The organism is Streptomyces sp. NPDC096311 (assembly GCF_044763085.1).
In the GTDB taxonomy this organism is placed as follows: Bacteria; Actinomycetota; Actinomycetes; order Streptomycetales; family Streptomycetaceae; genus Streptomyces.
This window is the reverse complement of the sequence record NZ_JBIWFN010000007.1, coordinates 224,190-250,361: the sequence shown is the minus strand read 5'-3', so window position 1 is coordinate 250,361 and position 26,172 is coordinate 224,190. Positions and strand designations below refer to the sequence as shown.

Annotated in this window: 21 protein-coding genes and 1 riboswitch; of the genes, 5 read left to right on the top strand and 16 right to left on the bottom strand. The window is 70.3% G+C overall.

All coding sequences use genetic code 11. The features are described 5' to 3' along the window. Positions 1-5: 5 nt before the first annotated feature. The 6 genes from scpA to ACIRA5_RS19935 all read right to left on the bottom strand — a co-directional run bounded on the left by scpA (position 6) and on the right by ACIRA5_RS19935 (position 7,583). Positions 6-2,189: a methylmalonyl-CoA mutase gene (gene scpA / locus ACIRA5_RS19960; protein WP_403692356.1), complete on the bottom strand. Its 2,184-nt coding sequence runs from the start codon at positions 2,187-2,189 to the stop codon at positions 6-8. Continuing rightward, positions 2,189-3,994 (bottom strand): methylmalonyl-CoA mutase family protein, encoded by a 1,806-nt coding sequence (locus ACIRA5_RS19955; protein WP_403692354.1) that lies wholly within the window; start codon positions 3,992-3,994, stop codon positions 2,189-2,191. Before ACIRA5_RS19955 ends, scpA begins: the two co-directional genes overlap by 1 nt. A gap of 120 nt (positions 3,995-4,114) precedes the next feature. Further along, positions 4,115-4,669, bottom strand: coding sequence for a GNAT family N-acetyltransferase (locus ACIRA5_RS19950; protein ID WP_403692351.1), 555 nt, complete (start codon positions 4,667-4,669; stop codon positions 4,115-4,117). Positions 4,670-4,744: 75 nt separating this feature from the next. Further along, positions 4,745-5,527: an ABC transporter ATP-binding protein gene (locus ACIRA5_RS19945; protein ID WP_403692348.1), complete on the bottom strand. Its 783-nt coding sequence runs from the start codon at positions 5,525-5,527 to the stop codon at positions 4,745-4,747. Further along, positions 5,524-6,537: a FecCD family ABC transporter permease gene (locus tag ACIRA5_RS19940; RefSeq protein WP_403692347.1), complete on the bottom strand. Its 1,014-nt coding sequence runs from the start codon at positions 6,535-6,537 to the stop codon at positions 5,524-5,526. The genes ACIRA5_RS19945 and ACIRA5_RS19940 overlap by 4 nt, the downstream gene beginning before the upstream one ends. A gap of 11 nt (positions 6,538-6,548) precedes the next feature. Further along, positions 6,549-7,583, bottom strand: coding sequence for an ABC transporter substrate-binding protein (locus ACIRA5_RS19935; RefSeq protein ID WP_403692345.1), 1,035 nt, complete (start codon positions 7,581-7,583; stop codon positions 6,549-6,551). A 37-nt stretch (positions 7,584-7,620) separates the two neighbouring features. Then, positions 7,621-7,804, bottom strand: a riboswitch (cobalamin riboswitch). Between the two features lie 79 nt (positions 7,805-7,883). On the opposite strand from ACIRA5_RS19935, the gene ACIRA5_RS19930 reads away from it, so the two are divergent. Next, entirely contained in the window at positions 7,884-9,059 is a 1,176-nt protein-coding gene (locus ACIRA5_RS19930; protein WP_403692342.1) for a cytochrome P450, read from the top strand. Here ACIRA5_RS19930 and ACIRA5_RS19925 read toward each other — a convergent pair whose 3' ends face one another. Further along, positions 9,060-10,160, bottom strand: a complete 1,101-nt coding sequence (locus ACIRA5_RS19925; RefSeq protein WP_403692339.1) for an acyltransferase family protein — start codon at positions 10,158-10,160, stop codon at positions 9,060-9,062. It lies immediately after the preceding gene. 114 nt (positions 10,161-10,274) lie between these two features. Between ACIRA5_RS19925 and ACIRA5_RS19920 the strand changes: the two genes are divergently transcribed. Beyond that, entirely contained in the window at positions 10,275-10,424 is a 150-nt protein-coding gene (locus ACIRA5_RS19920) for a hypothetical protein (RefSeq protein WP_403692336.1), read from the top strand. 337 nt (positions 10,425-10,761) lie between these two features. On the opposite strand, the gene ACIRA5_RS19915 is transcribed toward ACIRA5_RS19920, so the two are convergent. The 5 genes from ACIRA5_RS19915 to ACIRA5_RS19895 all read right to left on the bottom strand — a co-directional run bounded on the left by ACIRA5_RS19915 (position 10,762) and on the right by ACIRA5_RS19895 (position 17,857). Further along, entirely contained in the window at positions 10,762-12,534 is a 1,773-nt protein-coding gene (locus tag ACIRA5_RS19915; RefSeq protein ID WP_403692333.1) for an RICIN domain-containing protein, read from the bottom strand. A gap of 53 nt (positions 12,535-12,587) precedes the next feature. Further along, entirely contained in the window at positions 12,588-13,349 is a 762-nt protein-coding gene (locus ACIRA5_RS19910; RefSeq protein WP_403692753.1) for a carbohydrate ABC transporter permease, read from the bottom strand. Positions 13,350-13,405: 56 nt separating this feature from the next. Further along, on the bottom strand, positions 13,406-14,383 hold the full coding sequence (locus ACIRA5_RS19905; protein ID WP_403692331.1) for a carbohydrate ABC transporter permease: 978 nt from the start codon (positions 14,381-14,383) through the stop codon (positions 13,406-13,408). Positions 14,384-14,466: 83 nt separating this feature from the next. Continuing rightward, positions 14,467-15,717 carry an extracellular solute-binding protein gene (locus tag ACIRA5_RS19900; protein WP_403692328.1) on the bottom strand — a complete coding sequence of 417 codons (1,251 nt, stop codon included), beginning with the start codon at positions 15,715-15,717 and terminating at the stop codon, positions 14,467-14,469. Between the two features lie 118 nt (positions 15,718-15,835). Next, positions 15,836-17,857, bottom strand: a complete 2,022-nt coding sequence (locus tag ACIRA5_RS19895) for a glycoside hydrolase family 127 protein (RefSeq protein WP_403692326.1) — start codon at positions 17,855-17,857, stop codon at positions 15,836-15,838. Between the two features lie 252 nt (positions 17,858-18,109). Between ACIRA5_RS19895 and ACIRA5_RS19890 the strand changes: the two genes are divergently transcribed. Then, entirely contained in the window at positions 18,110-19,129 is a 1,020-nt protein-coding gene (locus ACIRA5_RS19890) for a LacI family DNA-binding transcriptional regulator (RefSeq protein ID WP_403692325.1), read from the top strand. Between the two features lie 185 nt (positions 19,130-19,314). Here ACIRA5_RS19890 and ACIRA5_RS19885 read toward each other — a convergent pair whose 3' ends face one another. The 3 genes from ACIRA5_RS19885 to ACIRA5_RS19875 all read right to left on the bottom strand — a co-directional run bounded on the left by ACIRA5_RS19885 (position 19,315) and on the right by ACIRA5_RS19875 (position 21,526). Beyond that, positions 19,315-19,914, bottom strand: a complete 600-nt coding sequence (locus tag ACIRA5_RS19885; protein ID WP_403692323.1) for a histidine phosphatase family protein — start codon at positions 19,912-19,914, stop codon at positions 19,315-19,317. Beyond that, a complete protein-coding gene (locus tag ACIRA5_RS19880) occupies positions 19,911-20,903 on the bottom strand; it encodes a Ppx/GppA phosphatase family protein (protein WP_403692321.1) in 993 nt (330 codons plus the stop codon). Before ACIRA5_RS19880 ends, ACIRA5_RS19885 begins: the two co-directional genes overlap by 4 nt. Positions 20,904-21,103: 200 nt before the next feature. Beyond that, positions 21,104-21,526: an arsenate reductase ArsC gene (locus ACIRA5_RS19875; protein ID WP_403692319.1), complete on the bottom strand. Its 423-nt coding sequence runs from the start codon at positions 21,524-21,526 to the stop codon at positions 21,104-21,106. 120 nt (positions 21,527-21,646) lie between these two features. On the opposite strand from ACIRA5_RS19875, the gene ACIRA5_RS19870 reads away from it, so the two are divergent. Beyond that, positions 21,647-21,961 (top strand): metalloregulator ArsR/SmtB family transcription factor, encoded by a 315-nt coding sequence (locus tag ACIRA5_RS19870; RefSeq protein WP_352047068.1) that lies wholly within the window; start codon positions 21,647-21,649, stop codon positions 21,959-21,961. Positions 21,962-22,024: 63 nt separating this feature from the next. On the opposite strand, the gene sbnA is transcribed toward ACIRA5_RS19870, so the two are convergent. Next, positions 22,025-23,032 carry a 2,3-diaminopropionate biosynthesis protein SbnA gene (gene sbnA, locus ACIRA5_RS19865; RefSeq protein ID WP_403692316.1) on the bottom strand — a complete coding sequence of 336 codons (1,008 nt, stop codon included), beginning with the start codon at positions 23,030-23,032 and terminating at the stop codon, positions 22,025-22,027. A gap of 463 nt (positions 23,033-23,495) precedes the next feature. On the opposite strand from sbnA, the gene ACIRA5_RS19860 reads away from it, so the two are divergent. Further along, a complete protein-coding gene (locus ACIRA5_RS19860) occupies positions 23,496-26,159 on the top strand; it encodes a Pls/PosA family non-ribosomal peptide synthetase (RefSeq protein ID WP_403692315.1) in 2,664 nt (887 codons plus the stop codon). Positions 26,160-26,172: the final 13 nt, after the last annotated feature.

The window sequence follows — 26,172 nt, the reverse complement described above, 5'->3', positions numbered from 1 at the left end:
GGGGGTCAGAGGTCGTGGCCGAGGTCGGCGGACAGCCGCTGCACCAGGTCGTACGCCGCGTCCGGGATCACCGTCCCGGGCGGGAAGACGGCTGCCGCGCCCATCTCGAGGAGCGTGGGCACGTCCTGCGGCGGGATCACCCCGCCGACCACGACCATGATGTCCTCCCGACCCTCCTCGGCGAGCGATTCCCTGAGCGCCGGCACGAGCGTGAGGTGCCCGGCGGCCAGCGAGGACACCCCGACGATGTGCACGTCCGCCTCGACGGCCTGGCGCGCCACCTCGCCCGGGGTCTGGAACAGCGGGCCGACGTCCACGTCGAAGCCGAGGTCGGCGAAGGCGGTGGCGATCACCTTCTGGCCGCGGTCGTGCCCGTCCTGGCCCATCTTGGCGACCAGGATGCGGGGCCGGCGGCCCTCGGCCTCCTCGAAGGAGGACACCAGGGTGCGGGTGCGTTCGACGGACGGCGACTCGCCGGCTTCGGTGCGGTACACACCCGAGATCGTACGGATCTGGCTCGCGTGCCGCCCGTACACCTTCTCCAGGGCGTCGGAGATCTCGCCGACCGTGGCCTTCGCGCGGGCCGCGTTCACCGCCAGCTCCAGGAGGTTGCCGGTGCCTTCGGCGGCCCGGGTCAGGGCGTGCAGGGCGTCCTGGCACGCCTGTTCGTCGCGCTCCGCGCGCAGCCGCCGCAGCTTCTCGATCTGCTGGGTACGTACGGAGGAGTTGTCGACCTTGAGGACGTCGATCTTCTCGTCGGTCTCCACCCGGTACTTGTTCACGCCGATGACCGGCTGGCGTCCGGAGTCGATCCGGGCCTGGGTGCGGGCCGCGGCCTCCTCGATGCGCAGCTTGGGGATGCCCGCGTCGATGGCCTTGGCCATGCCGCCCGCCGCCTCGACCTCCTCGATGTGCTGCCAGGCCCGGCGCGCGAGGTCGTAGGTGAGCTTCTCGACGTACGCGCTGCCGCCCCACGGGTCGATCGCCCGCGTCGTGCCCGACTCCTGCTGGATCAGCAACTGGGTGTTGCGGGCGATGCGCGCCGAGAAGTCGGTGGGCAGGGCGAGCGCCTCGTCGAGGGCGTTGGTGTGCAGCGACTGGGTGTGCCCCTGCGTCGCCGCCATCGCCTCCACACACGTACGCGTGACGTTGTTGAACACGTCCTGCGCGGTCAGCGACCAGCCGGAGGTCTGCGAATGGGTGCGCAGGGAAAGGGACTTGACGTTCTGCGGATCGAACTGCCTGACCAGCTTGGCCCACAGCAGCCGCGCCGCCCGCATCTTGGCGATCTCCATGAAGAAGTTCATGCCGATCGCCCAGAAGAAGGAGAGCCGGGGCGCGAACGCGTCCACGTCCATCCCCGCCTCCCGCCCCGCCCGGATGTACTCCACTCCGTCGGCCAGCGTGTACGCCAGCTCCAGGTCGGCCGTCGCGCCTGCCTCCTGGATGTGGTAGCCGGAGATGGAGATGGAGTTGTAGCGCGGCATCCGCTGCGAGGTGAAGGCGAAGATGTCGGAGATGATCCGCATCGACGGCTTCGGCGGATAGATGTAGGTGTTGCGGACCATGAACTCCTTGAGGATGTCGTTCTGGATGGTCCCGGCCAGCTTCTCGGGCGGTACGCCCTGTTCCTCGGCGGCCACGATGTAGAGCGCGAGGACGGGCAGTACCGCACCGTTCATGGTCATCGACACGGTCATCCTGTCCAGCGGGATGCCGTCGAAGAGCTGGCGCATGTCGTAGATCGAGTCGATCGCCACGCCCGCCATGCCGACGTCACCGGTCACGCGCGGGTGGTCACTGTCGTAGCCGCGGTGGGTGGGCAGGTCGAAGGCGACGGACAGGCCCTTCTGGCCGGCCGCGAGATTACGCCGGTAGAAGGCGTTGGACTCCTCGGCCGTGGAGAAGCCCGCGTACTGACGGATCGTCCAGGGCTGGTTGACGTACATCGTCGGGTACGGGCCGCGCAGATAGGGGGCGATGCCCGGGTAGGTGCCGAGGAAGTCCAGGCCCTCCAGGTCCTGCCCGGTGTACAGCGGCTCGACCGCGATGCCCTCCGGGGTCTCCCACAGGAGACCGGCCCCGCCCGTGGCCTTCTTGACGGCGCTGCGCCACTCGTCGCTCCCGCCGTCGGCCTTCGGGACCCCCAGCTCGATCCCGGAGAAGTCGGGGATTCCCCTCGCTGCCATCAGGACACTCCCATACGGTCGAGGGTGGCGGAGAGCACGGCGACGGCGTCGCACCCCGCGAAGACATAGGCATCGACATCCGGGTACTGCCCGGGACGGCCCGCGAGGAACACGTGCCCGGCGCCCGTCGCCTTCAGCTCCCCGGCGACCTCCGCGGCCCGCTCCTCGTACAGCGTGTCGCTGGAGCACAGACAGACCTCGGTGGCACCGCTGTCCTCGAAGGCGCCCTCGGTGACGGGCTCGATGCCACCCGCCTGGAACAGGTTCGAGGCGAAGGTGAGGCGGGCGGTGTGCGCGGCGGCCGGGCCGAGGGCGGCCAGGAAGATCCGCGGCCGGGAACCGGTCGCCGCCAGGTGGGCGTCGGAGCGGGCCCGCAGCGCCTCGAACGCCTCGTCGCGCCGCACCCGCGGCAGCCCGCCGGACGGCGGTACGGGGGCGGGATCACGTTCTACGAGTCGTTCGGCGAGGTTCGGGAACTCGCTGACCCCGGTGACGGGTTCGCGCCGCTTGGCGAGCTTCGCGCTGCGCGCCTCCCAGGTGTGGGCGAGGTCCTGACCGAGCCGCCCGGAGCGCAGGGCCGCCGCCTGGCCACCCTCCCGCTCGATCCACTGGAAGAACTCCCAGCCCGCGTGGGCGAGTTCGTCCGTGAGCCGCTCCACGTACCAGGAGCCGCCCGCCGGGTCGATCACCCGGGACAGATGCGACTCCTCGACCAGGATCGTCGAGGTGTTGCGGGCGATCCGCCGGGCGAACGCGTCCGGCAGACCCAGGGCGTGGTCGAAGGGCAGCACGGTGACGGCGTCGGCGCCGCCCACTCCGGCGGCCAGCGTCGCGACCGTCGTGCGCAGCATGTTCACCCACGGATCGCGGCGGGACATCATCACCGGCGAGGTCACCGCGTGCTGAACCTGCCCGCCCGGGGCCCCGCAGACCTCGGTCACCCGTGCCCAGAGCCGGCGCGCCGCCCGCAACTTGGCGATGGTCAGGAACTGGTCGGCGGTGGCCGCGTACCGGAACTCCAGCTGGGCGACGGCCTGTTGGACGGTCAGACCCGCCTCGGTCAGCTCCCGCAGATAGGCGACGCCGGTCGCAAGGGAACTGCCCAGCTCCTGCGCCGCCGAGCCGCCGGCCTCGTGGTACGGCAGCGCGTCCACGGTCAGCGCCCGCAGCCCCGGGTACTCCTCGGCGCACAGCCCCGCGAGAGCGGCGACGGGCGCGAAGTCGAACCCGCCGTCTCCCGTACGGGCCTCGTGGCCCAGCGGGTCGGCTCCCAGGTTGCCGCGCGCCGCCTCCGTGGCGACCCCACGCTCCTGGTAGAGCCGTAGCAACTCGCGTGCGGCGGGCTCGACTTCACGTCCCGCGTCGAGGACGACGGGCGCCAGGTCGAGATAGACGCCGTCGAGGACCCGGCCGAGCGAGGACACCGGAATGCCGCCCGCACCGGCGACCAGCCAGAGCGAGGTGACGCCGTTCTCCAGGTCCGCCAGGACCGCCGCGCCGTCGGCGGCCGTGTGCTGCTGCCGTACGTCCCAGCCGCCGAGGGTGTTGCCCTCGGGGCGTCCGCCTCGTACGAAGGGAGCGAAACCGGGCAGGCCGGGATCGGGCGCGGAGTCGTCCGCGGTGTACAGGGGGCGGGCGCGCAGCCCGTCCTCCAGCGTGGTGGACAGGGCTTCTTCCGCTGCCGCGCCCGAGACTTCCTTGCCCGACTTGCGCAGGACGCCTTCAACGAGGCGTTGCCACTGCTCATGGGTCGCGTCAGGGAACTCGGCGGCCAGCGAGAGCCCGTCGTCAGGCAGGACCGTCATGCTCGGATGCTAGGCCAAATACGCAGGTGAGCAGCAGAGGACGCGGCTGTGACCTTGACCTCGCAGAGGTTGTGACCTTGACCTCCCAGGGGTGGTCTTGATCAACAGGCCGGGTTCGTACTACGGCAGCACACGGATTTCGGACAGGGCCGGGTGCCGCGGAGCGAGGAGGACGATCGGGGCGGGGCGCGCCCCGGGCTGCGGGTACACGGTCTGGTGCCAGCCCCGGCAGCGGAAGAAGTTCAGCGCCGCGGTGTCCTGATGGTCGGTCACCGCCCAGGCCCGGTCGTCCATGGCGGGCAGCAGAAGTACGTCGAGGAGCCCGGTGCCGGCGCCACGGCCGCGCGCCGCGGGCGCCACCACGAGATCGGTGATCCGTACGGCACCCGCGAGCCACTCCTGCGACCGCCGGGCCCCCAGTGCCGGATGTTCCGGGGCGGGATCCGCGGAGCGTACGGCGGTGCCGAAGCCGCACAGCCGACTGCCGATGCGGGCGGTCACCGCCAGGAACCCCGGCCGGCGCACCTCGTCCGCGATCCGCTGCCGCATCTCGGAGGCGACTTCTTCGTCCCGCTCGGGCGAACGTTCGCGCGACGACACCAGCCGCAGATGCACGAACTCCTCGACGACGCCGAGCGCCGTGTCGCCCTGATAGACGGTGGTACCGACGTCCATGAACTCCTCCGGCCGGGATGGTCGCCGCTGGCGAGATGACGAGTCGGGCCGCGCCGAGTGGGCGCGGCAGGTTCCTCAGCGGTCGGGGAGTGTTCCCAGAAACCGTATGTGGGGATGGTCGCCGGGGCCTTCGCCCGTTCTGGTGACGGTGGCGCGTACGCCGTAGACGTCGGCGATCAGGGCCTCGGTGAGCGTCTCCGCCGGAGTACCGCAGGCGACGACCCGGCCCTGCGCGAGGACGACGATCCGGTCGCAGTACATGGCCGCGAGGTTGAGGTCGTGCAGGGCGACGACGCTGGTGACGCGGAGTTCCGCGATCAGGGCCAGCAGGTCGAGCTGGTGCTGGATGTCGAGGTGGTTGGTGGGTTCGTCGAGGAGGAGTTCGCGTGGTTCCTGCGCGAGCGCCCGGGCGATGTGGACGCGTTGGCGCTCGCCGCCCGAGAGCGTGTGCCAGGAGCGGTCGGCCTTGTCGGTCAGGCCCGTACGCTCCAGCGCGGTGCGAACGGCCTTCTCGTCGGCCGGAGTCGAGGGCGACCAGGCGCGTCGGTGGGGGATGCGGCCGAGACGTACGACGTCGAGCACGGTCAGGTCGAGCTGGGTGTCGACCTGCTGTTCGACGACGGCGACGCGGCGGGCGACGGCCCGGCGGCCGAGGTCGCCGAGCGGGTGCCCGTCGAGGGTGACGACGCCGGAGGCGGGAGTGAGGACACCGGCGAGCAGACGCAGCAGGGTGGACTTGCCGGAGCCGTTGGGGCCGAGCAGACCGGTGAGGGATCCAGGCAGTGGTGTGAGGTCGACGCCGTCCAGGATCAGCCGGCCGGCGGCGGTGCGGGAGACACGGTCGGCGCCGAGCGTCATCGGTTCACCCTTCGGGTGCGGTACAGGATCAGCACGAAGCCGGGCACGCCGATCAGCGAGGTGACCACACCCACGGGCACCTCCTGCGGGTCGAGTGCGGTACGGGCCACGGTGTCGGCCCAGACCAGGAAGACCGCCCCGGTGAGGGCGGTCACCGGCAGCAGCCGGGCGTGTCCGGGGCCGCCGAGGGCGCGTGCGGCGTGCGGCAGGACGAGGCCCACGAAGCCGATCGCGCCGGCCACGCTGACGAGCGCGGCGGTCAGCAGCGCCGTGCCGCACAGGAGCACCAGCCGGGTACGGGCCACGGAGACGCCGAGGGAGGCCGCCGCTTCCGGTCCGAACGCGAAGGCGTCGAGTGTGCGCGCGTGTCCGAGGCAGACCAGCAGGACGATCGCGGGGACGGCCGCGCACAGCCATACGTCGGTCCAGTCCGCTCCGCCGAGCGAGCCCAGCAGCCAGAACAGAACGCCCCGGGTGGTCTCGGCGTCGGCCGCCGTCATCACGACGAAGGAGGTGAGCGCGGAGAACAGCTGCATGGCGGCGACCCCGGCGAGCACCACCCGATCGGTCGTGCCGCCGAGGGTGTGGCTGAGCAGCAGCACCAGGGCGAAGGAGCACAGCGCGCCCACGAACGCGCCCCCGGAGACGGACAGCGCTCCACCGCCGGCGCCCAGCACGACGACCACGACGGCCCCCGTCGAGGCCCCGGAGGAGACGCCGAGGACGAACGGGTCGGCGAGCGGGTTGCGCAGCAAGGACTGCATGACCGCCCCGCACACCGCGAGCCCGGCGCCGCAGACCGCGGCGAGCAGGGTGCGGGGCAACCGCAGGTTCCACACGATGCCGTCGCGGATGGGGGACAGCTCCGAGGTCCGGCCACCGAGGTGGGAGGCCACCGCGGACCAGACCTCCCCGACGCCTATGTCCGCGGGGCCGATGGTGATGGCCACCGCCACGGACGCGACGAGCACGGCGAGCCCGGCCGCCGCACGCATCACGGTGGAGGTCATGGCGGCGGTGGTCACCCGGCGAGCCCGTACTCGCGCAGCGCCGCGGCCACCTTCTCGACACCTTCGACCGTGCGGATGGTCGGATTCATCGCCTGCCCGCTGAGCTGCACGTACCGCTTGTTCTTCACCGCGTCCATGCTCTTGGTGGCCGGATTGGTCTCCAGGAACTCGATCTTCTTCGCGGCGGTCTCGGCGGTCTGCGACCTGCGGGTGAGGTCACCGATGACCAGGACGTCGGGGTCGCGGTCGGCGACGGTCTCCCAGTTGATCTGGGGCCATTCCTGCTTGGTGTCGGCGAAGACGTTCTTCGCGCCGAGGGTGTGGGTGATGATGCCGGGGGCGCCGCAGCAGCCCGCCATGTACGGGGCTTCCTGGTTGGCGAACCAGTAGAGGACCGTGGTGCCGGACGCGTCGATCCCGTCAGTGGCCTTCGCCACCCGTGCCTTCAGGTCCGCGACGAGTGTGGCGCCGCGCTCCTCGACGCCGAAGACCGCGGCCAGGTCGCGTACTTCGCCGTAGACCGCCTCCATGGTCAGCGGCCCGGTGCGCACGCCATCGCCGTCACCGCTGTTGTCCTTGCCCTCGCAGTCGGCGGGCGAGAGGTACGTGGGCACACCCAGCTCCTCGAACTTCTCGCGCGGAGCCACACCGCCCTTGGCCAGTGTGGAGGCGAAGGAGGCGGCGACGAAGTCGGGTTCGGCGTCGAGGACCTTCTCGAAGGAGGGGGCGTCGTCCGCGAGCCGCGGCACCTTCCCGTTGGCCTTCTCCAGGCCCTTCATGACCGGGTCGGTCCAGGTGGCGGTGCCCACCATGCGGTCGGCGAGGCCGAGGGACAGCATGATCTCCGTGCTGCCCTGGTTCAGGGACACGGCCCGCTTCGGCGCGGAGGCGATCGTGACCTTCCGGCCGCAGTTGTCGAGCGACACCGCACCGGTGGATTTCGGGGACTCGTCTCCGTCGGCGGACGAGCCGCTGCCACAAGCGGTCAGCAACAGGGCTCCGGAAAGGAGCAGGGCACAGCGGCGGGCTGGGGGCGCAACGGGCACGGGACATCCTCTGGCGTCGAGGGCCCAGGCGCGGGGCCCGTTCGTACGGTCCGCCAGCAGGTCTTCGGACTCGGGATCGGCCGGACGAGGCGCCTTCCCGGACTCCGGTCACGTATGACCGCCGTCCAGTGGCTTCGTGTTGCCCCGCCCGTCACCCTTACCGCTGCGCGTCAGCTCCGGATTCGCACCGGATTCCCTTGACTGGCCTCGGCAAATTATCACGCCCCCGTCAGCCGCGGCTTCAGCACGATTGTTAGCCTTGGCTGTGATCCAATTCCCTGTGCCCGGCCAAGGCTTGCGATGAGCGCCGTCGGCTCCTTCCCGCTCGGTGCCGCGACCACGCTCGCCGAACTCGCCGCGGATCCGCATCCGCGCCTGGCGCGACTCCGTGCCTACGAGCCCGTTTCCTGGCTGCCCGAGCTGGACGGCTGGCTGGTGACCCGCCGTGATCTCGCGCTGAACGTGATGCGGGACGCCGCGACCTTCACCGTCGACGACCCCCGGTTCTCCACCGCACAGGTCGTCGGCCCGAGCATGCTGTCCCTGGACGGTGACGAGCACGCCCGCCACCGGGAGCCCTTCACCGCTCCCTTCCGCCCCAGGGAAGTACGCGAGGGCTTCGCCTCGTTCATCGAGCGGGAGACCGACCGGCTCATCACCGCGCTGCAACCGGCGGGCGCCGTCGAACTGCGGCGTGCCTTCGCCGGCCCGCTCGCCGTCGCCGTCGTGACCGAGGCGCTCGGGCTGGTCGGCACCAGCGCGGACACGGTGCTCTCCTGGTACGACTCCATCGTGCGGTCGGTCTCGGACATCACCGCGGGACACGCGGCGGCACCCGCGGGCGCCGAGGCGTACGCGCGGCTGAGGTCCGCCGTCGAAGCCACCGTCGCCGACCGGGGCGCGGCGTCGGTCCTCGGCTCGGCCGCGGAGCGGCTGGCGCTGCCCGAAGTGGCGTCCAACGCCGCGGTGCTGATGTTCGGCGGGATAGAGACCACCGAGGCGATGATCACCAACGCGCTGCTGCACCTGCTGCGACACCCCGGCCAACTTGCCCTCGTCCGTGACGACGACGGCCTGCTGGACGGCGCGATCGAGGAATCGCTGCGCCTCGAACCCGGAGCGGCGGTCGTGGACCGGTACGCCACCCGTGACACCGTCCTCGGCCCGGCCACGATCCGTCGGGGTGAACTGGTCACCGTCTCTCTGGCCGGCGCCAACCGCGACCCGGCCGTCTTCCCCGATCCCGATCGGTTCGACGTCCGCCGCGAGAACGCGCGTCTCCAGCTGGCCTTCGCGCACGGCCCGCACTACTGCATCGCCGCGCACCTCGCCCGGCTGGAGACCCGTATCGCCCTTCAGCGCCTGCTCGAACGCCTGCCCGCCCTGCGCCTCGACCCGGCCCGTCCGGCCACTCCGCAGGGGCTGGTCTTCCGCAAGCCGCCCACCCTGCATGTGCTGTGGGACAGTCCCGCCTGATCAGCGTGACACCGGGGTGCGTCGCAGGGATCTCAGGAAGGGCCGCAGAAGCCATCGCCGGGCGGGTACCTCCACGTACTCGTACAGGAGCCAGGCGAATGCCAGGGACACCGCGAAGGCGCTGATCGCGCCGATCGGCGACGGTGTGAACAGGTGCTGTCCCGCGCGCAGCACGAGCAGGTGGACCATGTAGAAAGCGAAGGAGAGTTCACCCAGCCGGACGAGGGCCGGATGTCGCCACAAGCTGGGCAGGCCGCGCACGTCGGCGAGGGCGGCCGCGGGGATCAGACAGGTGAAACCGACCAGGGTGCAGGCGACGCAGGCGTACGACCCGCCGACCTGGGAGACCAGGAAGTAGCCGATGATCGTCAGGGCCACCGACGCCTCCAGGCCGGGGCCGCGCCAGCGGCCGAGGAGCACGAGGCGGGCGACGGCGACTCCGAGGACGAACTCCGGCAGCCGGGCGGCGGGGAAGGAGTACAGGGTGCGGCCGACACCCAGTTGCAGGTCCGCCCGGGTCAGGATGAGCACGGTCAGGACGCTCGCGCCGGCGAGCGCGGTCGCGGTGAGGGCACCGGCGTGCCGCAGCAGCAGGGCGAACACCGGGAACGTCGCGTAGAAGAACGCCTCGCACGCGAGGGACCAGCTGACGGGGTCGAGTGTCTGCCACCACGGGTACCACCAGGAGTGGACGAGGAGCAGATTCGCCGCGCTGCCGGCCGGCTTGCCCATGCCCATGACGAACATCGCGATACAGGCCGTGACCAGGTGGACGGGGTAGAGGCGGGCGAAGCGGCGGCGCCAGAAGGCCGTGGGGCGGTCGTCGGACCGGGCGGACCAGCCGAGGACGAAGCCGGAGAGCAGAAAGAAGAAGGAGACCCCGGTGGAGCCCGCCCCGAAGCCCCAGTCGGCGAAGTGACGGGCCTGCCCGTTGAAGTAGCCCAGGTTGCGGGTGTGCAGGCAGAAGACGAGAAGGGCCGCCACCCAGCGCAGACCGGTGAGGGACGGCAGTGGACCGGGATGGGTCACCTCGCGGTGTTCAGTCTTCGATCGGACCGGCGATTCGGATTGCTCCGGCTCGGCGAAGGAAGACTTGCTCACGATGGGACCGCCTGTGTTGGTCAAGGAGAGGTGCTCGCTGGGGGACTGGGGTGTGGAACTGGGCATGTTTGGGGTGGTTGTCGTCGACGCGTTTTCCCCGAGGAGCCGGTAAGTATGCGTGTCGAATTGCCGTTCGATCCGATGATGGGCATCGGCCGCTGCGATGCCATGTCAAGGTGTGAACGCCTGGTCGGACGCTGGGTCACCCTCCATCTGACGGTGGACGGGATACCTTGGGGCAACGGGATGGCCGATGGACTGTGACACGCACGGGGACCCGCGTCGCGTACCGAGCGCCGGGGACGCCGCCGATGCCGCCGTCACCGGAAGAGGGCCGGCATGATCGCCGTGAGCGCGGCGGTCAACCCGCGAGGGCGCCGACCGCACGGGCCCGGGCGGTCGCTTCCGGCACCGATCAGCCGCCCCACCAGCAACCGCACGAGCCGCCTGGCAGGCCGGTGCGACGGCCCGAAGCCCACGGAAGCGCCAAGGCGGTCGCCGCCCCCGCGAACGGGGCGGCGACCGCCTTGGACCTGCGAGGGCAGGGCGGTGGTGCCGAAGTCGGTGGTCGTGGCAGGCGCGGGAGCGTTCGGCCCGGTGCTCAGCGCGAGGTGAGTTTCCACAGATGGTCGGCGGTGCCGTTGTCGTCCCACTGGAGGACCTGGGCGCCGGACGAGGTGCTCATGTTGGTGACGCCGAGCAGGAGGCCGCTGTTGTAGTTGGCGATCTTGTAGGAGCCGTTGTCGGCGGGGATCAGCTGCCAGAGGTGGTCGGCGGTGCCGTTGTCGCCCCAGATCAGGGCCGTACCTCCGGCGGCGGTGCTCATGCCGTTGACGCCGAGCAGTAGACCACTGGCCTGGTTCACGATCTTGTAGAGGCCCGAACCCGCCGACACCAGCGTCCAGTTCTGGTCGGTGCCGGTGGTCGAGGTGGCCTGGACGACGGCGGTGCCCTGTGCGGTGCCCGCGCTCTGTGTGTCCAGCGCGAGCCCGCTGTTCTTGTTGGTGATCTGATAGCGCCCGGCGAGCGAGGCGGACGTCCCGCTGGGCGTGACGACCAGGTGGTAGCCGTCGGACGCGTTCATCGAGACAGGGACGGTGATGGAGCCGTTGCTGACCGGATAGTCGCTTTCGGAGATGGTGTACGGGGCGGAGACGGCCGTGGTGCGGCCCTTGGACGGGGTGTACTCCAGCTTGACGTGCACCGTGCCGCCGAAGGCGGACAGGGAGCCGAGTCCGTTGACGGTGACGGCCGTCGAACCGGTGCCTCCGCCGAAGATCACGCTGATCTGCCGGCCGTCACCGGTGAGCGAGGCGGCGCCGTCGATGCCGGTCTGCGCCGGGGGAGTGGTGGTGAGCATGTTCCCGGACAGGTCGCCGTACCACTTGTAGAGCCAGTAGGAGCCGTTGGGCGATCCGCCGGTGTCGGTGAGGGTGTCGCCCAGGGTTCCGTAGTGGTTCCAGAAGGCGAGTTCCGCGTCGTGGACGCCAGCCCGCTCGAACTTGGCGACGTAGCCGACGAGGGCGCCTGGTATCCCTATCTCGCTCGGTGTCGCGTACTCCTCGATGGAGATCGGCCGCGGGCTGATGCCGAGGCTGCTCTCCAGGGAGCGGTAGGCGGAGACGTGCGCGGCGATGTCCTTGCTGCCCTGGAGTTCGTGCCAGGCGATGACGTCGGGGACGGTGCCACTGGCCTTGGCGTCGGTGAGGAACTGGCTCATCCAGCTCTGGTTCCACGCCGAGTGGCTGGGGCCCTGGATGGGAGTGGCGGCGTCCTTGGCGCGGACCTCCTTGTACGTACGTGCCCAACCCGCGTCGAAGGCACCGGCGTTGGCGGTGTCCCAGGTCCAGTCGGGCTCGTTCCACAGCTCGTACGCGCTGATGTTTCCGGCGCCGGAGGACTTGACCGAGGCGACCTGGGTGTCGACGGCGGACAGCCAGTCGTTCCAGCTCACCCACTTGTAGGGGAAGTCGGGGTACCAGTCGGGCATCCGGACGACGACCTTCGCACCGGCCCTGGCGGCCTTGGGGGCGACGACCAGGGAGTCTCCGGCGGGGCGTGGCTCACCGTTGGGCAACTGGTGGCCGCCGGGTGCCATCTGGACGAAGGTGTTCGGCTTCAGCGGCTGGACGAGGCTGTCGGCCGGGGTGCTCGCGTCGGCGAGACCGTAGAGGCTGCCCGTGGCGACATGGGTGACGGACCGCAGGGTCTGGGCGGCGTTGACGACCAGGGTCGTGGACGCGGTGGGGGCCGCCTGGGCGGGCGTGCCGGTGAGGGCGGTCGCGCCGGCGGCCAGGGCCGTCGCCAGGACGGCGGCGGCCGTGCGGTCGAACGACCTTCTGGGCGTGCGTGGTTGAGATCTCGCAACAGGCATGGGTGGCGGCTCTCCTGACGGATGAGGAGGTGGATGGGTGGCTGACGTCCCGGTCAGTCCTTGACCGCGCCCGCGGTGACCCCGGCGGCCACGTACCGCTGCGCGAGGACGAGCAGGACGGCGGCGGGTACGGACGCGACGACGGCGGTGGCCATGATCGCGTTCCATTCCTGGTTGTTGTTGCCGATGTAGCGGTAGATGCCGAGGGTGATCGGGCGAAGATCGCCGCCGCCGTCGAGGGTGTTGGCGAAGACGAAGTCGGACCAGGCCCACAGGAAGCTGAACAGCGAGACGGTGACCACGGCGTTGCGGCTCACCGGCAGGACGACGGACCAGAAGGTGCGCCAGGTACCCGCCCCGTCGATGCGGGCGGCGGCGGTGAGCTCGTCGGGGATGCCCGACATGAACGCCGTGAAGATCATGACGCCGAAGGGCACGGCGATGGTCGAGTCCGCGATGATCAGGCCCCACCAGGAGTTCAGCAGGCCGAGGTTGAGGAAGATCCCGTAGAACCCCATCGCCATGACGATGCCGGGGATCATCTGGGCGACGAGGAGGGCCAGGCCCATGATGCCGCCGCCGCGGGGGCGGAGTTTCGCCAGTGAGTAACCGGCCGGTGCGGCGAGGACGAGGGTGGCGACGACCGTGCCGAGGCCGATCAGCAGACTGGTGCCGAGGTAGGGCATCTGGTCGTGCAGCACGGCCCGGTAGCCCTCGAACGTGGGGTGCAGCGGGAACAGGTCGGGCGGGGACTTGCGCATGTCCTGCTGCGGGGTGAGGGACACGTTCAGCATCCAGTACACCGGGAACAGCATGAGCGCGGTCAGCAGGAGTCCGACGGCGGTGTAACGGCGGGAACTCGCGGGGGACTTCACGCTTCCTGCCTCCTCTGGACGCGGATGTACAACAGGCCGAAGACGAGGGCGATGAGGATGAGGATGTTGCCGACGGCGGCACCGGGGCCGAAGTGCGGGAGCAGGGTGCCGAACGCGAGCTGGTACGACCAGGTCGCCAGCGTCGACGAGGAGTCGCCGGGACCTCCCTTCGTCATGATCCAGATCAGGTCGAACACCTTGAGCGTGTAGACCAGTCCGAGCAGCAGCGTGATCGCGGAGACCGGCCGCAGGAGAGGGAAGGTGATGCGGCGGAACTGCTGCCGGCCGCTCGCCCCGTCCAGCGAGGCGGCCTCGTACAACTCTCCGGGGATGTTCTGCAGACCGCTGTAGAGGATGACGAGGTTGAAGGGGATGCCGATCCAGACGTTGGCGATGACGACCGAGGCGAGCGCCCAGTGCGGCGAGGTCAGCCAGTCGACGGGCGGGACGCCGACGAGATGGAGGGCGTAATTGACCACGCCCGACTCGCTGTTCAGCATCCAGGACCAGGTCGACGCCGACACGATGAGTGGCAGCAGCCACGGGATGAGGAACAGCGCCCGCAGCGTGGTGGAGAGACGGAAGTGCCGGTTGAAGAAGACCGCGAGCGCCAGCCCGGCCGCGTACTGGAGCGCGATCGACACGAACGTGAACACCATCGTGTTGCGCAGCGCGGGCCCGAAGGTCGGGTCGTTCAGCACCTGGGAGAAGTTGTCCCAGCCCGAGAACGGCGCGTCGCCCGCCACGAACGAGCGGACCGTGTAGTCACGCAGGCTCAGATCGAGGTTGCGGTAGAGCGGATAGAGATAGAAGGCGGCGAGGTAGGCCACGAGCGGGGCGAGGAAGCCCAGCGCGGTCAGCCGGTCCCTGCCGCGCCGACGGCGTGGCGGCACGTCACGCCGGTCGGCGCCGCCCGTCGCTCCGGACACGGCCGGGGACCGCTTGGGACGGCGGTCGACTCGGGCGATGGTCATGCGAACTCCTGGATGCGGGTGGCGGTGTCCGGGACGCGGCCTGCGGCGTCGCGCGCTGTCAGCCCTTGCTCTTGTCGGCCGCGTCAGCCCTTGCTCTTGCCGGCCGCCGTCTGCGCGGCGTCGAGAGCTGCCTCGGGGCTCTTGCCACCGGACAGGGCCGCCTGTACGGCCGTCCACATCGGCTGGGAGATGGTGGGGTACTTCGTGCCGAGACCACCGCTGGTACGGCCACGCGCGGCGGCCACGGCCGCCACCCACGGCTTGAGCTTCGGGTTCGCCTCGACCTGCTGGGCCTGGACCGCCGCGGTGGGCGCGACGTATGTCAGGGCGGTGTCACTCGCCAGCAGGCTCTCCGAGCTGGTCAGACAAGTGACGATCTTCTTGCTGATGTCGTAGCGCGCGGTGTCCTGCTGCACGGGCACGGTGACGAACTCGCCGCCGGTCGGCACCGGCGCCGAACCGCCGTTCTGCCCGGGGATGCTGACGACCCCGTACGGGAATCCGGCCTTCTCCGCGTTGGCGAGCTGCCAGGTGCCGTTCTCCGCGAAGGCGTAGTCGCCGGTGGCGAACTCCTGCCAGCTGGTGGTCTGGGTGTTGTTCAGGACGTCCTTGGGCGCGAGACCCTCGTCGACCCACTGCTTCCACAGCGACAGCGCGGCGGCGCTCTTCGGCGAGTTGAGGTGGGTGAGGTCGCTGCCCGCGCCCCAGAACCACGGCAGGAACTGGAAGCTGCCCTCCTCCGTGCCGATCGCCGAGAAGGTGATGCCCTTCTTCCCGGCCGACTTGACCTTCTTCAGCGCGGCCGTGAGCGACGCCCAGTCCTTGATGGAGGCGGGGTCGACGTGGGCGGCGGTCAGGATCTTCTTGTTGTAGTAGAGGGCCAGCGTGTTGGCGCCGATCGGTACACCGTAAGAAGCGCCGTCGATGGTGCCCGCGCCGATGATGTTCTTCTGGATCGCGGACGTGTCCAGACCGAGGTCGCTCGTCTTGTTGAGGATCCCCGCCTCGACCAGTGTGGAGACGACCGGGTTGTCCACGAGCATCACGTCGGGCGCGTTGCCCTGCTGGGCGGCCAGCAGCGCCTTGTTGCCCAGGTCGGTGGTGTCGTAGCCGGTGCGCTTGATCTTGACGCCCGCCGAGGTACCGCACTGGGCCACGCGCTTACCCCAGTCCGAGGAGGCGTCGAACTGCGGGTACGGGTCCCAGAAGGCGTACGTCGCCGACTTGCCGGTGGAGCCGGAGGAACCCGAACCCCCGCCCCCGCAGGCCGTGACGGAGGCGAGGGTGCCGACGGCGACACAGGCGGCGAGGAGAGTTCTGCGGGTGTTTCGCATTGCGGTGACCTCGTTGTCATGAGTGGTCGTGCGGGGTGACGGGGTGACGGGGTGACGGGGTGACGGGGTGATGGAGTGTGGGCGGGTGCCGGGAGGAGGCCGTGGAGGTCGGCCGGCGTCAGGAGGTGGGCAGCCAGACGCGCATGCTGCCGGCCTGCCGGTTGGCCCAGGCGTAGTAGGGGATCGCGGTGAGCTCGACGGACTCGCCCGAGGGTGCGATGGCCGGGTCGGCGTCGGCGGACCGATAGGGCCACCAGCCGGTGTCCGGGACCGCGCGGCGACGGCCCGTGGCGAGGACGGTGGTGACACCGCCGAGCAGATCAGGCCGCTGCTTCGCGGCGAGCGGCCGCGCGGTGTCGATGACGACGTCGTCCAGACCGCCCCCGGGGTGGTCCACCTGCTCCAGGCAGTACACGAGCGGCCCCCGCTCGATGGCGACACAGCCGCGGACCGCGTCCACCCGCGGGTCGGCCGCGGTGAGGCGGGGCTCCAGGCCGAGTTCCACGACGACCCGGTCGCCCGGCGCCCAGGTGCGCTCCAGGCGCAGCCAGCCGTCGGTGACGGGGGCGTCGGCCTGGTCGTAGGTCCGGTCGCCGCACCGCACGCGGTACGCGTGGCACCACTGCGGGATGCGCAGGGACAGCGTCCAGGGCCGCTCCCGCGGGGTTTCCTCGACGGTCAGGGACACCGCGCCGTGCCAGGGGTAGTCGGTCTCGGCGGACACGGTGACGGGCATACCGTCGAGGTCACAGCGGTAGCGGCCGGTGACGTACTGGTGGATCTGCAGGCCTTGCCCCTCGGCGTCGGTCGAGGAGAGGTAGTGCTCGAGTCCGGCCAGCAGCCGCATCACGTTCGGGGGGCAGCAGGCGCAGCGGAACCAGCGGGTACGGCGGGTCGACTGGTCGCCACCGGGGTCCGTGTGGCCGTCACGGACCTGGAGCGGATTGACGTACAGCCAGCCTTCGCCGTCCAGTGAGACACCGGCGAGGAATCCGTTGTAGAGGGTGCGCTCGATCAGGTCGCTGTAGCGGGCCTCGCCGGTGAGCAGAGCCATGCGCCAGCTCCACTGGATCGAGGCGATGGCGGCGCAGGTCTCGCAGTAGGCACGTTCGTTGGGCAGCTCGAACGGGTCGCCGAAGTCCTCCTCGTCGTGGTGCGCCCCGAGACCACCGGTCAGATGGGTCTTGGTCGTGGTCATCGCCCGCCACAACCGCTCGGCGGCGGAGCGCAGTTCGGCGTCGCCCGTCTCGGTGGCCACGTCCGTCGCACCGGCCAGCAGATACAACTGGCGCACGGCGTGCCCTTCTACGGTGACCGCCTCGCGCAACGGCACGCGGTCCTGGCAGTACGCCTCGCCGCCGAGCAGGCCGTGGCCGTAACGGTCGACGAAGTAGCCGGCGAGATCCAGATAGCGTCGCTCGCCGGTCTCCCGGTACAGCTCGACCAGGGCGGTCTCCACCTCCGGATGGCCGTCGACGCCGTCGATCGGCCTGCCGCTGCCGGGAAGGCCGAAGACGGAGTCGAGGTGGTCGGCGAACCTTCGTGCCACGACGAGGAGTTCACCGCGACCGGTCGCACGGTGATGGGCCACCGCCGCCTGGATCAGATGGCCCGCGCAGTACAGCTCGTGCCCCCAGCGCAGGTCCTGGTAGCGCGCACCGTTCTTGCGGACCTGGAACCAGGTGTTGAGGTAGCCGTCGGACTGCTGGGCGTCGGCGACCAGGGCGATGATCCGCTCGACTTCGGCGGCGAGTTGGCGCGGGTCGGGGCCGTTGTCCTCGCCGTCGGCCGGCGGCCCGCTGCGGGCGAGCTGCCAGGAGGCGGCCTCCAGCCACTTGTAGACGTCGGTGTCGACGAAGGGGTAACCGCCCTGGAACTCGCCCTGGGCCGTACCGGCCGCCAGGCGCAGGTTGTGCAGGTTTCCCGCGGACTCCAGCAGAGCGGGGCCCTGCGGGATCGAGGTGTGCGCGTTGACCTCGCGCCGGGCGTGCCAGAAGCCGGTGCGCACCTCCGCGTGGGCGGGGCGCAGCGCGGCGAGGGCGTCCGGGCCGAGCCGGACCGGGCCCACGCGGGCAGCGCCCTGTTCGGTGGAAGCCGAGACGTCGGTGAGGGAGGGCAGGGCGGAGTCTGTGCGGGGCATGGTTCTCCGAGAGAGGTGGTGGCGGGAGGGAGCCGGGCTGCGGGGCAGGGCGCGACGGCCCCCGTGCTCGAGAGGCGGGAGGTTCTCGGAACTCGTTTGAGCAACCGTTTTCCCTGCCGAGAAGTAGAGGGCAGTGGGGTAGTCGGGTCAAGAGTCGCGGCAAGAGATTTTTCTGTTGCCCGGTGGCTGGCACTCACCCCCGGGTGGCTGCGACGATGGACGGGTCGTTGCCGTCCAGGAAAAGGTTTGCTCGTGACCGTTGCTCCAGGTTCCCGTTCCGCCGGCCCGGCGAAGCTCGCCGACGTCGCCGCCCTGGCGGGCGTCAGTGTGGGTACGGCGTCGAAGGCGCTGAACGGCGGCGGGCGGATGCGTCCCGAGACCCGCCAGCGGGTCCTCGACGCCGTCGACGCACTCGGGTTCCGGCCCAACCAGCACGCGCAGAGCCTGCACACGGGGCGCAGTTGGACGGTCGGGCTGATGACGACCGACGGCATCGGCCGCTTCAGCACCCCCGTACTGCTCGGCGCCGAGGATGCGCTCGGAGCCGGCAAGATCTCCGTCCTGCTGTGCGACACCCGCGGCGACGCGATCCGGGAACAGCACCACCTGCGCAACCTGATGGACCGCCGAGTGGACGGCATCATCGTCACCGGCCGCCGTACGGACCCCCGTCCGCCCCTGGACGGCATCGAGGACGTCCCCATCGTCTACGCGCTCTCGCCGTCCACCGACCCGGCCGACACCTCGGTGGTCTCCGACGACCGGGGCGGGGCTGTACTGGCCGTCGAGCACCTGCTGGCCGCGGGCCGCACGCGCATCGCTCACATCACCGGCCCGGAACACCACGCGGCCGCCCGCGACCGGGCCCGGCACGCGGTCGAGCATCTGGAGCGGGCCTCCCTCGGACTCTCGACGGCACGGGTGCACCACGGGGAGTGGAGCGAGGCGTGGGGGCGCCGCGCCGCCGACGCGGTCCTGCGCACGGCACCGGACACGGACGCCTTCTTCTGCGGCAACGACCAGATCGCCCGGGGCGTGGCGGACGCGCTGCGCGAGCGGGGCGTCGACGTGCCCGGTGACATCGCGGTCGTCGGCTACGACAACTGGGACACCATGGCCCTGGCCAGCAGGCCGCCCCTCACGACGATCGACATGGACCTCACCGAGATCGGCCGGATCGCCGCCCTGCGGCTCCTCGAAGCCATCGACGCCGACCCGGCACCGGGGGTGCACACCGTCCCGTGCCGACTGATCGTCCGCGAGTCCAGCTGAAGCGATCCGGGTTCCGAGGGGTTGGGGGGGGGGACGGTGGAGGAGCCGGAGTTCAGCGTTGTGCTGACCGGTACCGGCGGCCGGAGGACGGATGTCGTCCAGGCGATTCGGTCGATCACTGGTCTGAGCGCTTGGCGGAGCGCGCGGCTGCTGGAATGCGTCCTGGTCGTGTCGTGTGCGTCAGCTCAGTGAGTGCTGCCCTGATCGCCACTCTCGGCGTGAGCGAGCGGTCTGCCGAACGTCGCGTTCCAGCGTCCGGCACGACCGCTGAACTCGGTGGCGGTCAGCGGCGGTACGTCGATCCGCCAGAACGCCGACTCCGGTGCCCCGAGGGCCCGAACGGCCGCGGCTCGTACGATGTCCGGCTCCACCACGGCGACGGTCCGGCCGGAGAACCGCGCGGCCTCGTCCAGCCAGGCCGCGACCCGCTCGCACAACTGGCGCACCGACTCACCGCCGTGCGGTGCGGCGGTCGGGTCCGCCAGCCAGAGGGCGACGGCGTCCGGGGCGTCGGCGCTGACGTCGGCCAGCGTACGGCCCCGCCAGCCACCCACGTCGAGCCCGGCCGGAGCGGTTTCGACAGCGCCGTCGAACCCCAACGCCGACGCGGTCTCCCGGCATCGAGGGGTGGGGGATACGAGTACCCGCTGTGCTGCCGGCAGGGAGCCCGCGGCCGATCGTGCTCGCGCGGCGCCGGTGGGGTCGAGCGGGCATCCGTCGTCGAAGCGTGCCTCCCGCAGCGCCGCGCTGATCGCGGGGGAGATCATCATCACTCGGCTCGTCATTCGCCCGCCCTCATGTCCGACTTCCCTGTCCGCCCGGGCCGGTGAGACTCCGGATCATCGGGTGTGTCGTGGAGGGCGGCGAGGTGCTCGAGCAGCAGGCCTTCGCGGGTGGACCAGGGGCAGACCTCGACCGCCTTCGCCTCGCAGGCCTCCATGAGGGCCTCCGCGACCAGAGCTCCGGCCAGGGACTGCTCGGCGCGGTGCCGGGAGATGCCGGGGAGCTTGGCGCGGCGCGCCGGATTCGCGGCGGCCAGTACCGGGACGGAGGCACTCAACTGGGACAGGGCCAGCTTCCGTTGCGAGCGGTGTGCCTTGCCTCGGGCGGCGGCGAGCCGGGCGAGCTGCTCGAAGGTCTTGGAACAGGCCAGCACACGGGTGCCCGGTTCCGCCCGCGGCAGGTCGGGGACGGCTTCCAGCTTTCGACGCAGATACCGACGGATCTCGGTGAGACCCTGTTTGGACGGGGTGATGCCGCCGGGCAGCCAGTCCCGGGTGATTCTGCGGGCGCCCAGGGGCAGGGAGTGGACGCTGTGCGGCTGGTCGCCGGTACCCGAGGCGATCTCCACGGTGCCGCCGCCGACGTCCAGGACCAGCAGCCGGCCGGCCGCCGGGCCGATCCACTCGCGGGCGGCCACGTAGGCAAGGCGCGCTTCCTCCTCGCCGTCCAGCACGCTCAGTTGGGTGCCGGTTCTGCGCGCCACGCGCCTGATGACCTCGTCACGGTTGGGCGCGTCCCGGATGACGGAGGTGGCGAACGCGAACATGTCGGTGCCGCGCAGTCGGGGGTCGGAGGCGATCGCCTGGGCGACGGCGCGCTCGACGCTCTCCACCCCGGCGTCGTCGAGCCGCCCCTTGCGGTCGAGCGTCTCGTGCAGTCGCAGCCGCACCTTGTGGGAGAACACCGGCTCCATCACATGGCCCGGCCGCGATCGCACCACCGTGAGCAGAGCGCTGTGGCACCCGACGTCGAGTACACCGGCCTGCCGCATCCCATCGCCTCCCCTGGTCTCGTTTCCTCCATGTCGGAACGGATCGACTGCGTCTCCCCGTCGTCCGACGGCCCCGTCACCGACGCGCCGGGACTTCCGGTCCACTGCGTGCACGTTCCCTCACCAACCGTGTACCCTACGTCCCGCTCGAATGAGACGGAGCCACGGTCTACGCGAACCCGGAGGGAGGACCGACGGCCTCACGCCTCCTGCCGGGCGGCATCGATCTCGCTGATCAGGTTCTCGACACGGGCCTTGATCTGGTCCCGGATGGGGCGCACGGACTCCACACCCTTGCCTGCCGGGTCCTCCAGGGCCCAGTCGAGGTACGTCTTGCCGGGGAAGACCGGGCAGGCGTCGCCGCAGCCCATGGTGATCACGTAGTCGGACGCCTGGACGGCCTCGGTGGTGAGGAGCTTCGGCTGCCGGCCGGCGATGTCGACGCCGACCTCCCGCATGGCCTCGACCGCGGCCGGGTTGACCTGCCCGTCCGGGATGGAACCGGCCGAGCGGACCTCGATCCGGTCGCCCGCGAGCTGCGAAAGGAAGCTGGCCGCCATCTGTGAACGCCCGGCGTTGTGCACACAGACGAACAGCACGGAGGCGAGCGGAGTGGCAGACATCGGTACTTCTTTCGCGGTCAACGGGTCGTGCGGGGGTGAGTGTCGGCCCGGAGGGCGTGAACCCTGATCGGCGTCGGCCGGAACTCGTATCAGCCTCGAGTGATGTGACAGTATCAGTCCATGCTGACGTCAGCCGATGCTGATCTGATGCGGGTCCTGGCCGACCCGCTCAGGCTCCGGATCGTGACCCTCCTCGCCCGCGAGACGCTCTGCACCACGCACCTGATCGAGGAGACGGGCGCCAAGCAGACCAACCTCTCCAACCACCTGAAGGTGCTGCGCGAGTCCGGGATGGTGGAGACGGAGCCGTGCGGCCGGTTCGTCTACTACCGGCTCAGGCCCGAGGCCCTCGCCGCCCTGGCCGGTCGATTCGCCGACTTCGCCGAAACCGCGCGCACCACCGCCGAGAACAACACCAAGCGGTCCTGCCCCTGACCTGCCGTCAGTGTCTTTCCCCCGCTCGCTTCCCCGGTTGCGGGGGGCTGAACGGACACGGGGTCAGGCAGCCTGGGACACGCCGGCCAGTGCCTGGGACGCGTCGCCCAGTGCCTGGGGGTCGACGGCGTCCTCGCCGTACAGGTCCTGCACCCAGTTGGTCTGGTAGATGGTCTCCAGATACCGCTCACCCAGATCCGGGGCGATGGCCACCGCGGTCACCTCCCGCCCCCCGTGCCGGGCCAGCCAGTCCATCGCGCCGCTGACCACCGTGCCGGTGGACCCTCCGAACAGAAAACCGCGCCCGGCCAGCCGGTGACAGGCCCGGATGGTGTCGGTCTCCGCCACGCGCACCACGTCGTCCACATAGGACTCGTCCAGCATCGGCGGCCGTCTGCTGGCGCCCAGACCCGGAATCATCCGCCGACCGGCGTCGCCCCCGAACGTCACGGAGCCCACACTGTCCACGGCCACGATGCGCACGGGTCGGTGCCACTCGCGGAAGTAGCGCGCGCAGCCCATCAGGGTCCCGGTGGTGCCGGCCCCGACGAACAGGACGTCCAGGTCCGGGAACTGCCGGGCGATGGCCGGTGCGGTCCTGCGGTAGTGGGCCATGCCGTTGTGGGGGTTGGTGTACTGGTTGAGCCACACATAGCGGTCCTCGGAGGCGCACAGCGCGCGGACGTGGTCGATGCGCGCGCCGAGGAAGCCGCTGACGGGGTCGGGTTCGGTGATGACGTGGACCTGGCCTCCCAGGGCCTCCATCGTCAGCCGGGTCGCCAGGTTGCAGCGGGAGTCGGTCACGCACAGGAACGGGTAGCCCTTCGCGGCAGCGATCATGCTCAGAGCCACGCCCAGGTTGCCCGAGGACGACTCGACCAGAACCGAGCCCGGCGTCAGCAGGCCGTCGCGTTCGGCGGCCTCGACCATTTCGGTGGCGGCCTTGAGTTTGATCGAACCGGCGAAATTGAAGCCCTCGCACTTGAGGAACAGCGGGTGCCCGAAGATTCCCTCAATGTCGACGAAGAGATCGTCCTCGTTGAAGTCCTGGGGGACGGATATGACGGGCATGGTCGTCTCCTTCACTGCGGGGGTGCGATTGCCTTCCGGTCTTCCTGCCGCTGATCCGTCCGGGTCTGGCGCGGAGAGGAATGAGGAGCGGCGAGTCGCGAGTCGGCGGAACGACTCCAGTACGCCCGAATCCGGACCCCCTGTCATGCCACCGAAATTCGGGACTTGACACGCGCTGTCTTCGTGCAGAAGCAGCCGTGACCTGGCCGGGCCGGGTCGTTCAGCTCAATTCCCGGGTGATTTTCCCGCGGATCGAACGGGTCCCTGTGAGGCGTGGTCGTAAGCCTGCGCGACGCGCACGGAAAGCAGGAGATCGCGGGGCGACGACAGGCAAAATGGCCGGGCTATCAAGACCCATGCGCTTCGTCAAGCCCCGAAATGCAGGGGCAGGACACGAAACCCCCGGCCGGGCCTACTGGAGAGGCGCGGACATCACGAATCCGTCCGTACCGACCGACGCTGAATGACACGTCATCGAGGAGCTCACGTGCTAGAGAAATCCGTGGAGGTCTTGACGGCCGAACCGGCTGACATCCCACCCCTCCAGGACGGCGGGGACACCGGTTCGGCGACCGACACCGAAAGGCTTCTGGCCGACGTGCTGGCCGGCGTCGTACGCGTCGAGCAGGTCCCGGTCGACAGTCACTTCTTCAACGACCTGGGTGCCGATTCCCTGGTGATGGCCCAGTTCTGCGCGCGGGTCAGGAAGCGGGGGGACATGCCTGCGGTGTCGATGAAGGACATCTACCGGCACCCCACCATCCGGAGCCTGGCCACCGCGCTCGTCGATGCCGCTCCTGCCCCCACCCCCACCGCCGCCCCCGTCCCGGCCCCATCCGCGGAGGCGCCGTCACCGGCGCGGACACCGACCGATGTACGGGCATCGGCCGAGGGGACGGCGCGGGCCGAGGCGCGAGCGGCGGCTCGTACACGGCGCTACGTCGTCTGTGGAGTGCTGCAGTTCCTGATCTTCCTGGGCTATTCCTGCCTTGTCGCCCTGGCCGTCGAGGAAGGTCAGCAGTGGATCTCCGCGGGATCAGGCCTGTTCGACCTCTACCTGCGGTCCGTCCTGCTCGCCGGCGCGGGCTTCCTCGGCCTGTGCGCCTTTCCGATCGTGGTGAAGTGGACGCTCGTCGGCCGCTGGCGGTCCGGGGAGTTCCCCCTGTGGGGCATGGCCTATCTGCGCTTCTGGGTCGTCAAGACGTTGATCCGCACCAGCCCCGTGCGTCTGTTCGCCGGTTCACCGCTCTACGTGCTCTACCTCAGGGCGCTCGGGGCACGGATCGGCAAGGGCGTCACGATCCTCACCCACACGATCCCGGTCTGCACCGACCTGCTCACCGTCGGCGAGGGCACGATCATCCGTAAGGACGTGCTGCTGTCCTGCTACCGCGCCCACGCCGGCGTGATCCAGACCGGCCCGGTCACCCTCGGCAGCAACGTGCTCGTCAGCGAGCACACGGTCCTCGACATCGAGACCTCGATGGGCGACGGCGCCCAGCTGGGCCACGCCTCCTCCCTGCACACCGGCCAGGTGGTGCCCGCCGGCGAACGCCGACACGGCTCCCCCGCGCAGCCGACCGAGGTGGACTACCGGAGGGTCGCCCCCGCCGACTGCCCCACCGCCAAAAGGACCGCGTACGGAGTCGTGCAGCTGCTGAGCCTGCTGGCGGTGTATCTGCCGCTGGCGCTGGGCGGCGTGACGGCCCTGCTCACGGGGCTCCCGCAGCTTCAGACGCTCCTGAACCCGCAGCCGATGGCCAGCCCGGCGTTCTACGTCGATGCCCTGATCGCCTCCGTGGTCCTCCTCTTCGGCTCCCTGCTTGCCGCCCTCCTCGTCGTGGGCACCGTGCCGCGTCTTCTGAGCCGGGCCGTCGAACCCGGCAAGGTCTATCCGCTGTACGGCTTCCACTACGGCATTCAGCGGGCGATCGCGGTGATGACCAACAGGAAGTCCCTCACCACCCTCTTCGGCGACAGTTCCGGCATCGTCCACTATCTGCGCTACCTCGGATACGACCTGTCCCGCGTTCAGCAGACCGGGTCGAACTTCGGGACCGAAGTGCAGCACGAGAGTCCGTACCTGAGCTCGGTCGGCACCGGCACCATGATCGCCGACGGACTGTCCCTCATGAACGCCGACTTCTCCAGCACGTCCTTCCGCGTGTCCCGCACGTCGATCGGGCCGCACAACTTCCTCGGAAACCGCATCGCCTACCCCGCGCAGGGCAGGACCGGAGACAACTGCCTGCTCGCGACGAAGGTCATGGTCCCCATCGACGGACCCGTGCGCGAAGGTGTGGGCCTGCTGGGCTCACCCAGCTTCGAGATCCCGCGCACGGTGATGCGTGACAACCGGTTCAACCACCTCGAGACCGGCGACGAACTGCGCCGCCGCCTGGCCGCCAAGAACAGGCACAACGCGGCGACCACCGGCCTGTATCTCCTCGCGCGGCTGATCCACTTGTTCGTGATCACCCTCATCACCATGGGCGCGGTCGACCTCTACCCCTCGTTCGGCGCACTGGCGATCGCACTGGCCAGTGTCCTCACCCTCACGTACACCGTCGTCCACTTCGCGCTCGTCGAGCGGGCCTCCACCGGATTCAAGCCCCAGAAGCCGCTGTACTGCTCAATCTACGAACCCTCCTTCTGGCGCCACGAACGCTTCTGGAAGATGGCCTCGGTCCACTACATCCAGGCCTTCGACGGCACCCCGTTCAAGAACGTGATCTGGCGGCTGCTGGGGGCCCGGATCGGCAAGCGGGTCTTCGACGACGGCTGCTTCTTCCCGGAGCGCACCCTCGTCACCATCGGCGACGACAGCACGCTGAACGCGGGCACCGTGGTCCAGTGCCACTCGCAGGAGGACGGCGCCTTCAAGTCCGACCGCAGCGCCCTCGGCAACGGCTGCACCCTCGGGGTCGGCGCCTTCGTCCACTACGGCGTCACGCTCGCGGACGGCGCCGCGCTGGCCCCCGACTCCTTCCTCATGAAGGGCGAGGAAATCCCCTCGCACGCCCAATGGGGAGGCAACCCCGCCCGGGAAATGCCGGACCACAAGACCCAGGTCGAGGCCCGTGAGGAACCCCACGCCACCCAGACCGCCCCGGCTCGCGGTCTCTGACACCGCGCACCGC

Coding starts and splice junctions, on each gene's coding strand:
- scpA (WP_403692356.1), bottom strand. CDS start 2,189: ATGGCAGCGAGGGGAATCCCCGACTTCTCCGGGATCGAGCTGGGGGTC.
- ACIRA5_RS19955 (WP_403692354.1), bottom strand. CDS start 3,994: ATGACGGTCCTGCCTGACGACGGGCTCTCGCTGGCCGCCGAGTTCCCT.
- ACIRA5_RS19950 (WP_403692351.1), bottom strand. CDS start 4,669: ATGGACGTCGGTACCACCGTCTATCAGGGCGACACGGCGCTCGGCGTC.
- ACIRA5_RS19945 (WP_403692348.1), bottom strand. CDS start 5,527: ATGACGCTCGGCGCCGACCGTGTCTCCCGCACCGCCGCCGGCCGGCTG.
- ACIRA5_RS19940 (WP_403692347.1), bottom strand. CDS start 6,537: ATGACCTCCACCGTGATGCGTGCGGCGGCCGGGCTCGCCGTGCTCGTC.
- ACIRA5_RS19930 (WP_403692342.1), top strand. CDS start 7,884: ATGAGCGCCGTCGGCTCCTTCCCGCTCGGTGCCGCGACCACGCTCGCC.
- ACIRA5_RS19920 (WP_403692336.1), top strand. CDS start 10,275: ATGCGTGTCGAATTGCCGTTCGATCCGATGATGGGCATCGGCCGCTGC.
- ACIRA5_RS19915 (WP_403692333.1), bottom strand. CDS start 12,534: ATGCCTGTTGCGAGATCTCAACCACGCACGCCCAGAAGGTCGTTCGAC.
- ACIRA5_RS19910 (WP_403692753.1), bottom strand. CDS start 13,349: ATGCTGTTCCCGGTGTACTGGATGCTGAACGTGTCCCTCACCCCGCAG.
- ACIRA5_RS19905 (WP_403692331.1), bottom strand. CDS start 14,383: ATGACCATCGCCCGAGTCGACCGCCGTCCCAAGCGGTCCCCGGCCGTG.
- ACIRA5_RS19900 (WP_403692328.1), bottom strand. CDS start 15,717: ATGCGAAACACCCGCAGAACTCTCCTCGCCGCCTGTGTCGCCGTCGGC.
- ACIRA5_RS19895 (WP_403692326.1), bottom strand. CDS start 17,857: ATGCCCCGCACAGACTCCGCCCTGCCCTCCCTCACCGACGTCTCGGCT.
- ACIRA5_RS19885 (WP_403692323.1), bottom strand. CDS start 19,914: ATGACGAGCCGAGTGATGATGATCTCCCCCGCGATCAGCGCGGCGCTG.
- ACIRA5_RS19880 (WP_403692321.1), bottom strand. CDS start 20,903: ATGCGGCAGGCCGGTGTACTCGACGTCGGGTGCCACAGCGCTCTGCTC.
- ACIRA5_RS19875 (WP_403692319.1), bottom strand. CDS start 21,526: ATGTCTGCCACTCCGCTCGCCTCCGTGCTGTTCGTCTGTGTGCACAAC.
- ACIRA5_RS19870 (WP_352047068.1), top strand. CDS start 21,647: ATGCTGACGTCAGCCGATGCTGATCTGATGCGGGTCCTGGCCGACCCG.
- sbnA (WP_403692316.1), bottom strand. CDS start 23,032: ATGCCCGTCATATCCGTCCCCCAGGACTTCAACGAGGACGATCTCTTC.
- ACIRA5_RS19860 (WP_403692315.1), top strand. CDS start 23,496: ATGACACGTCATCGAGGAGCTCACGTGCTAGAGAAATCCGTGGAGGTC.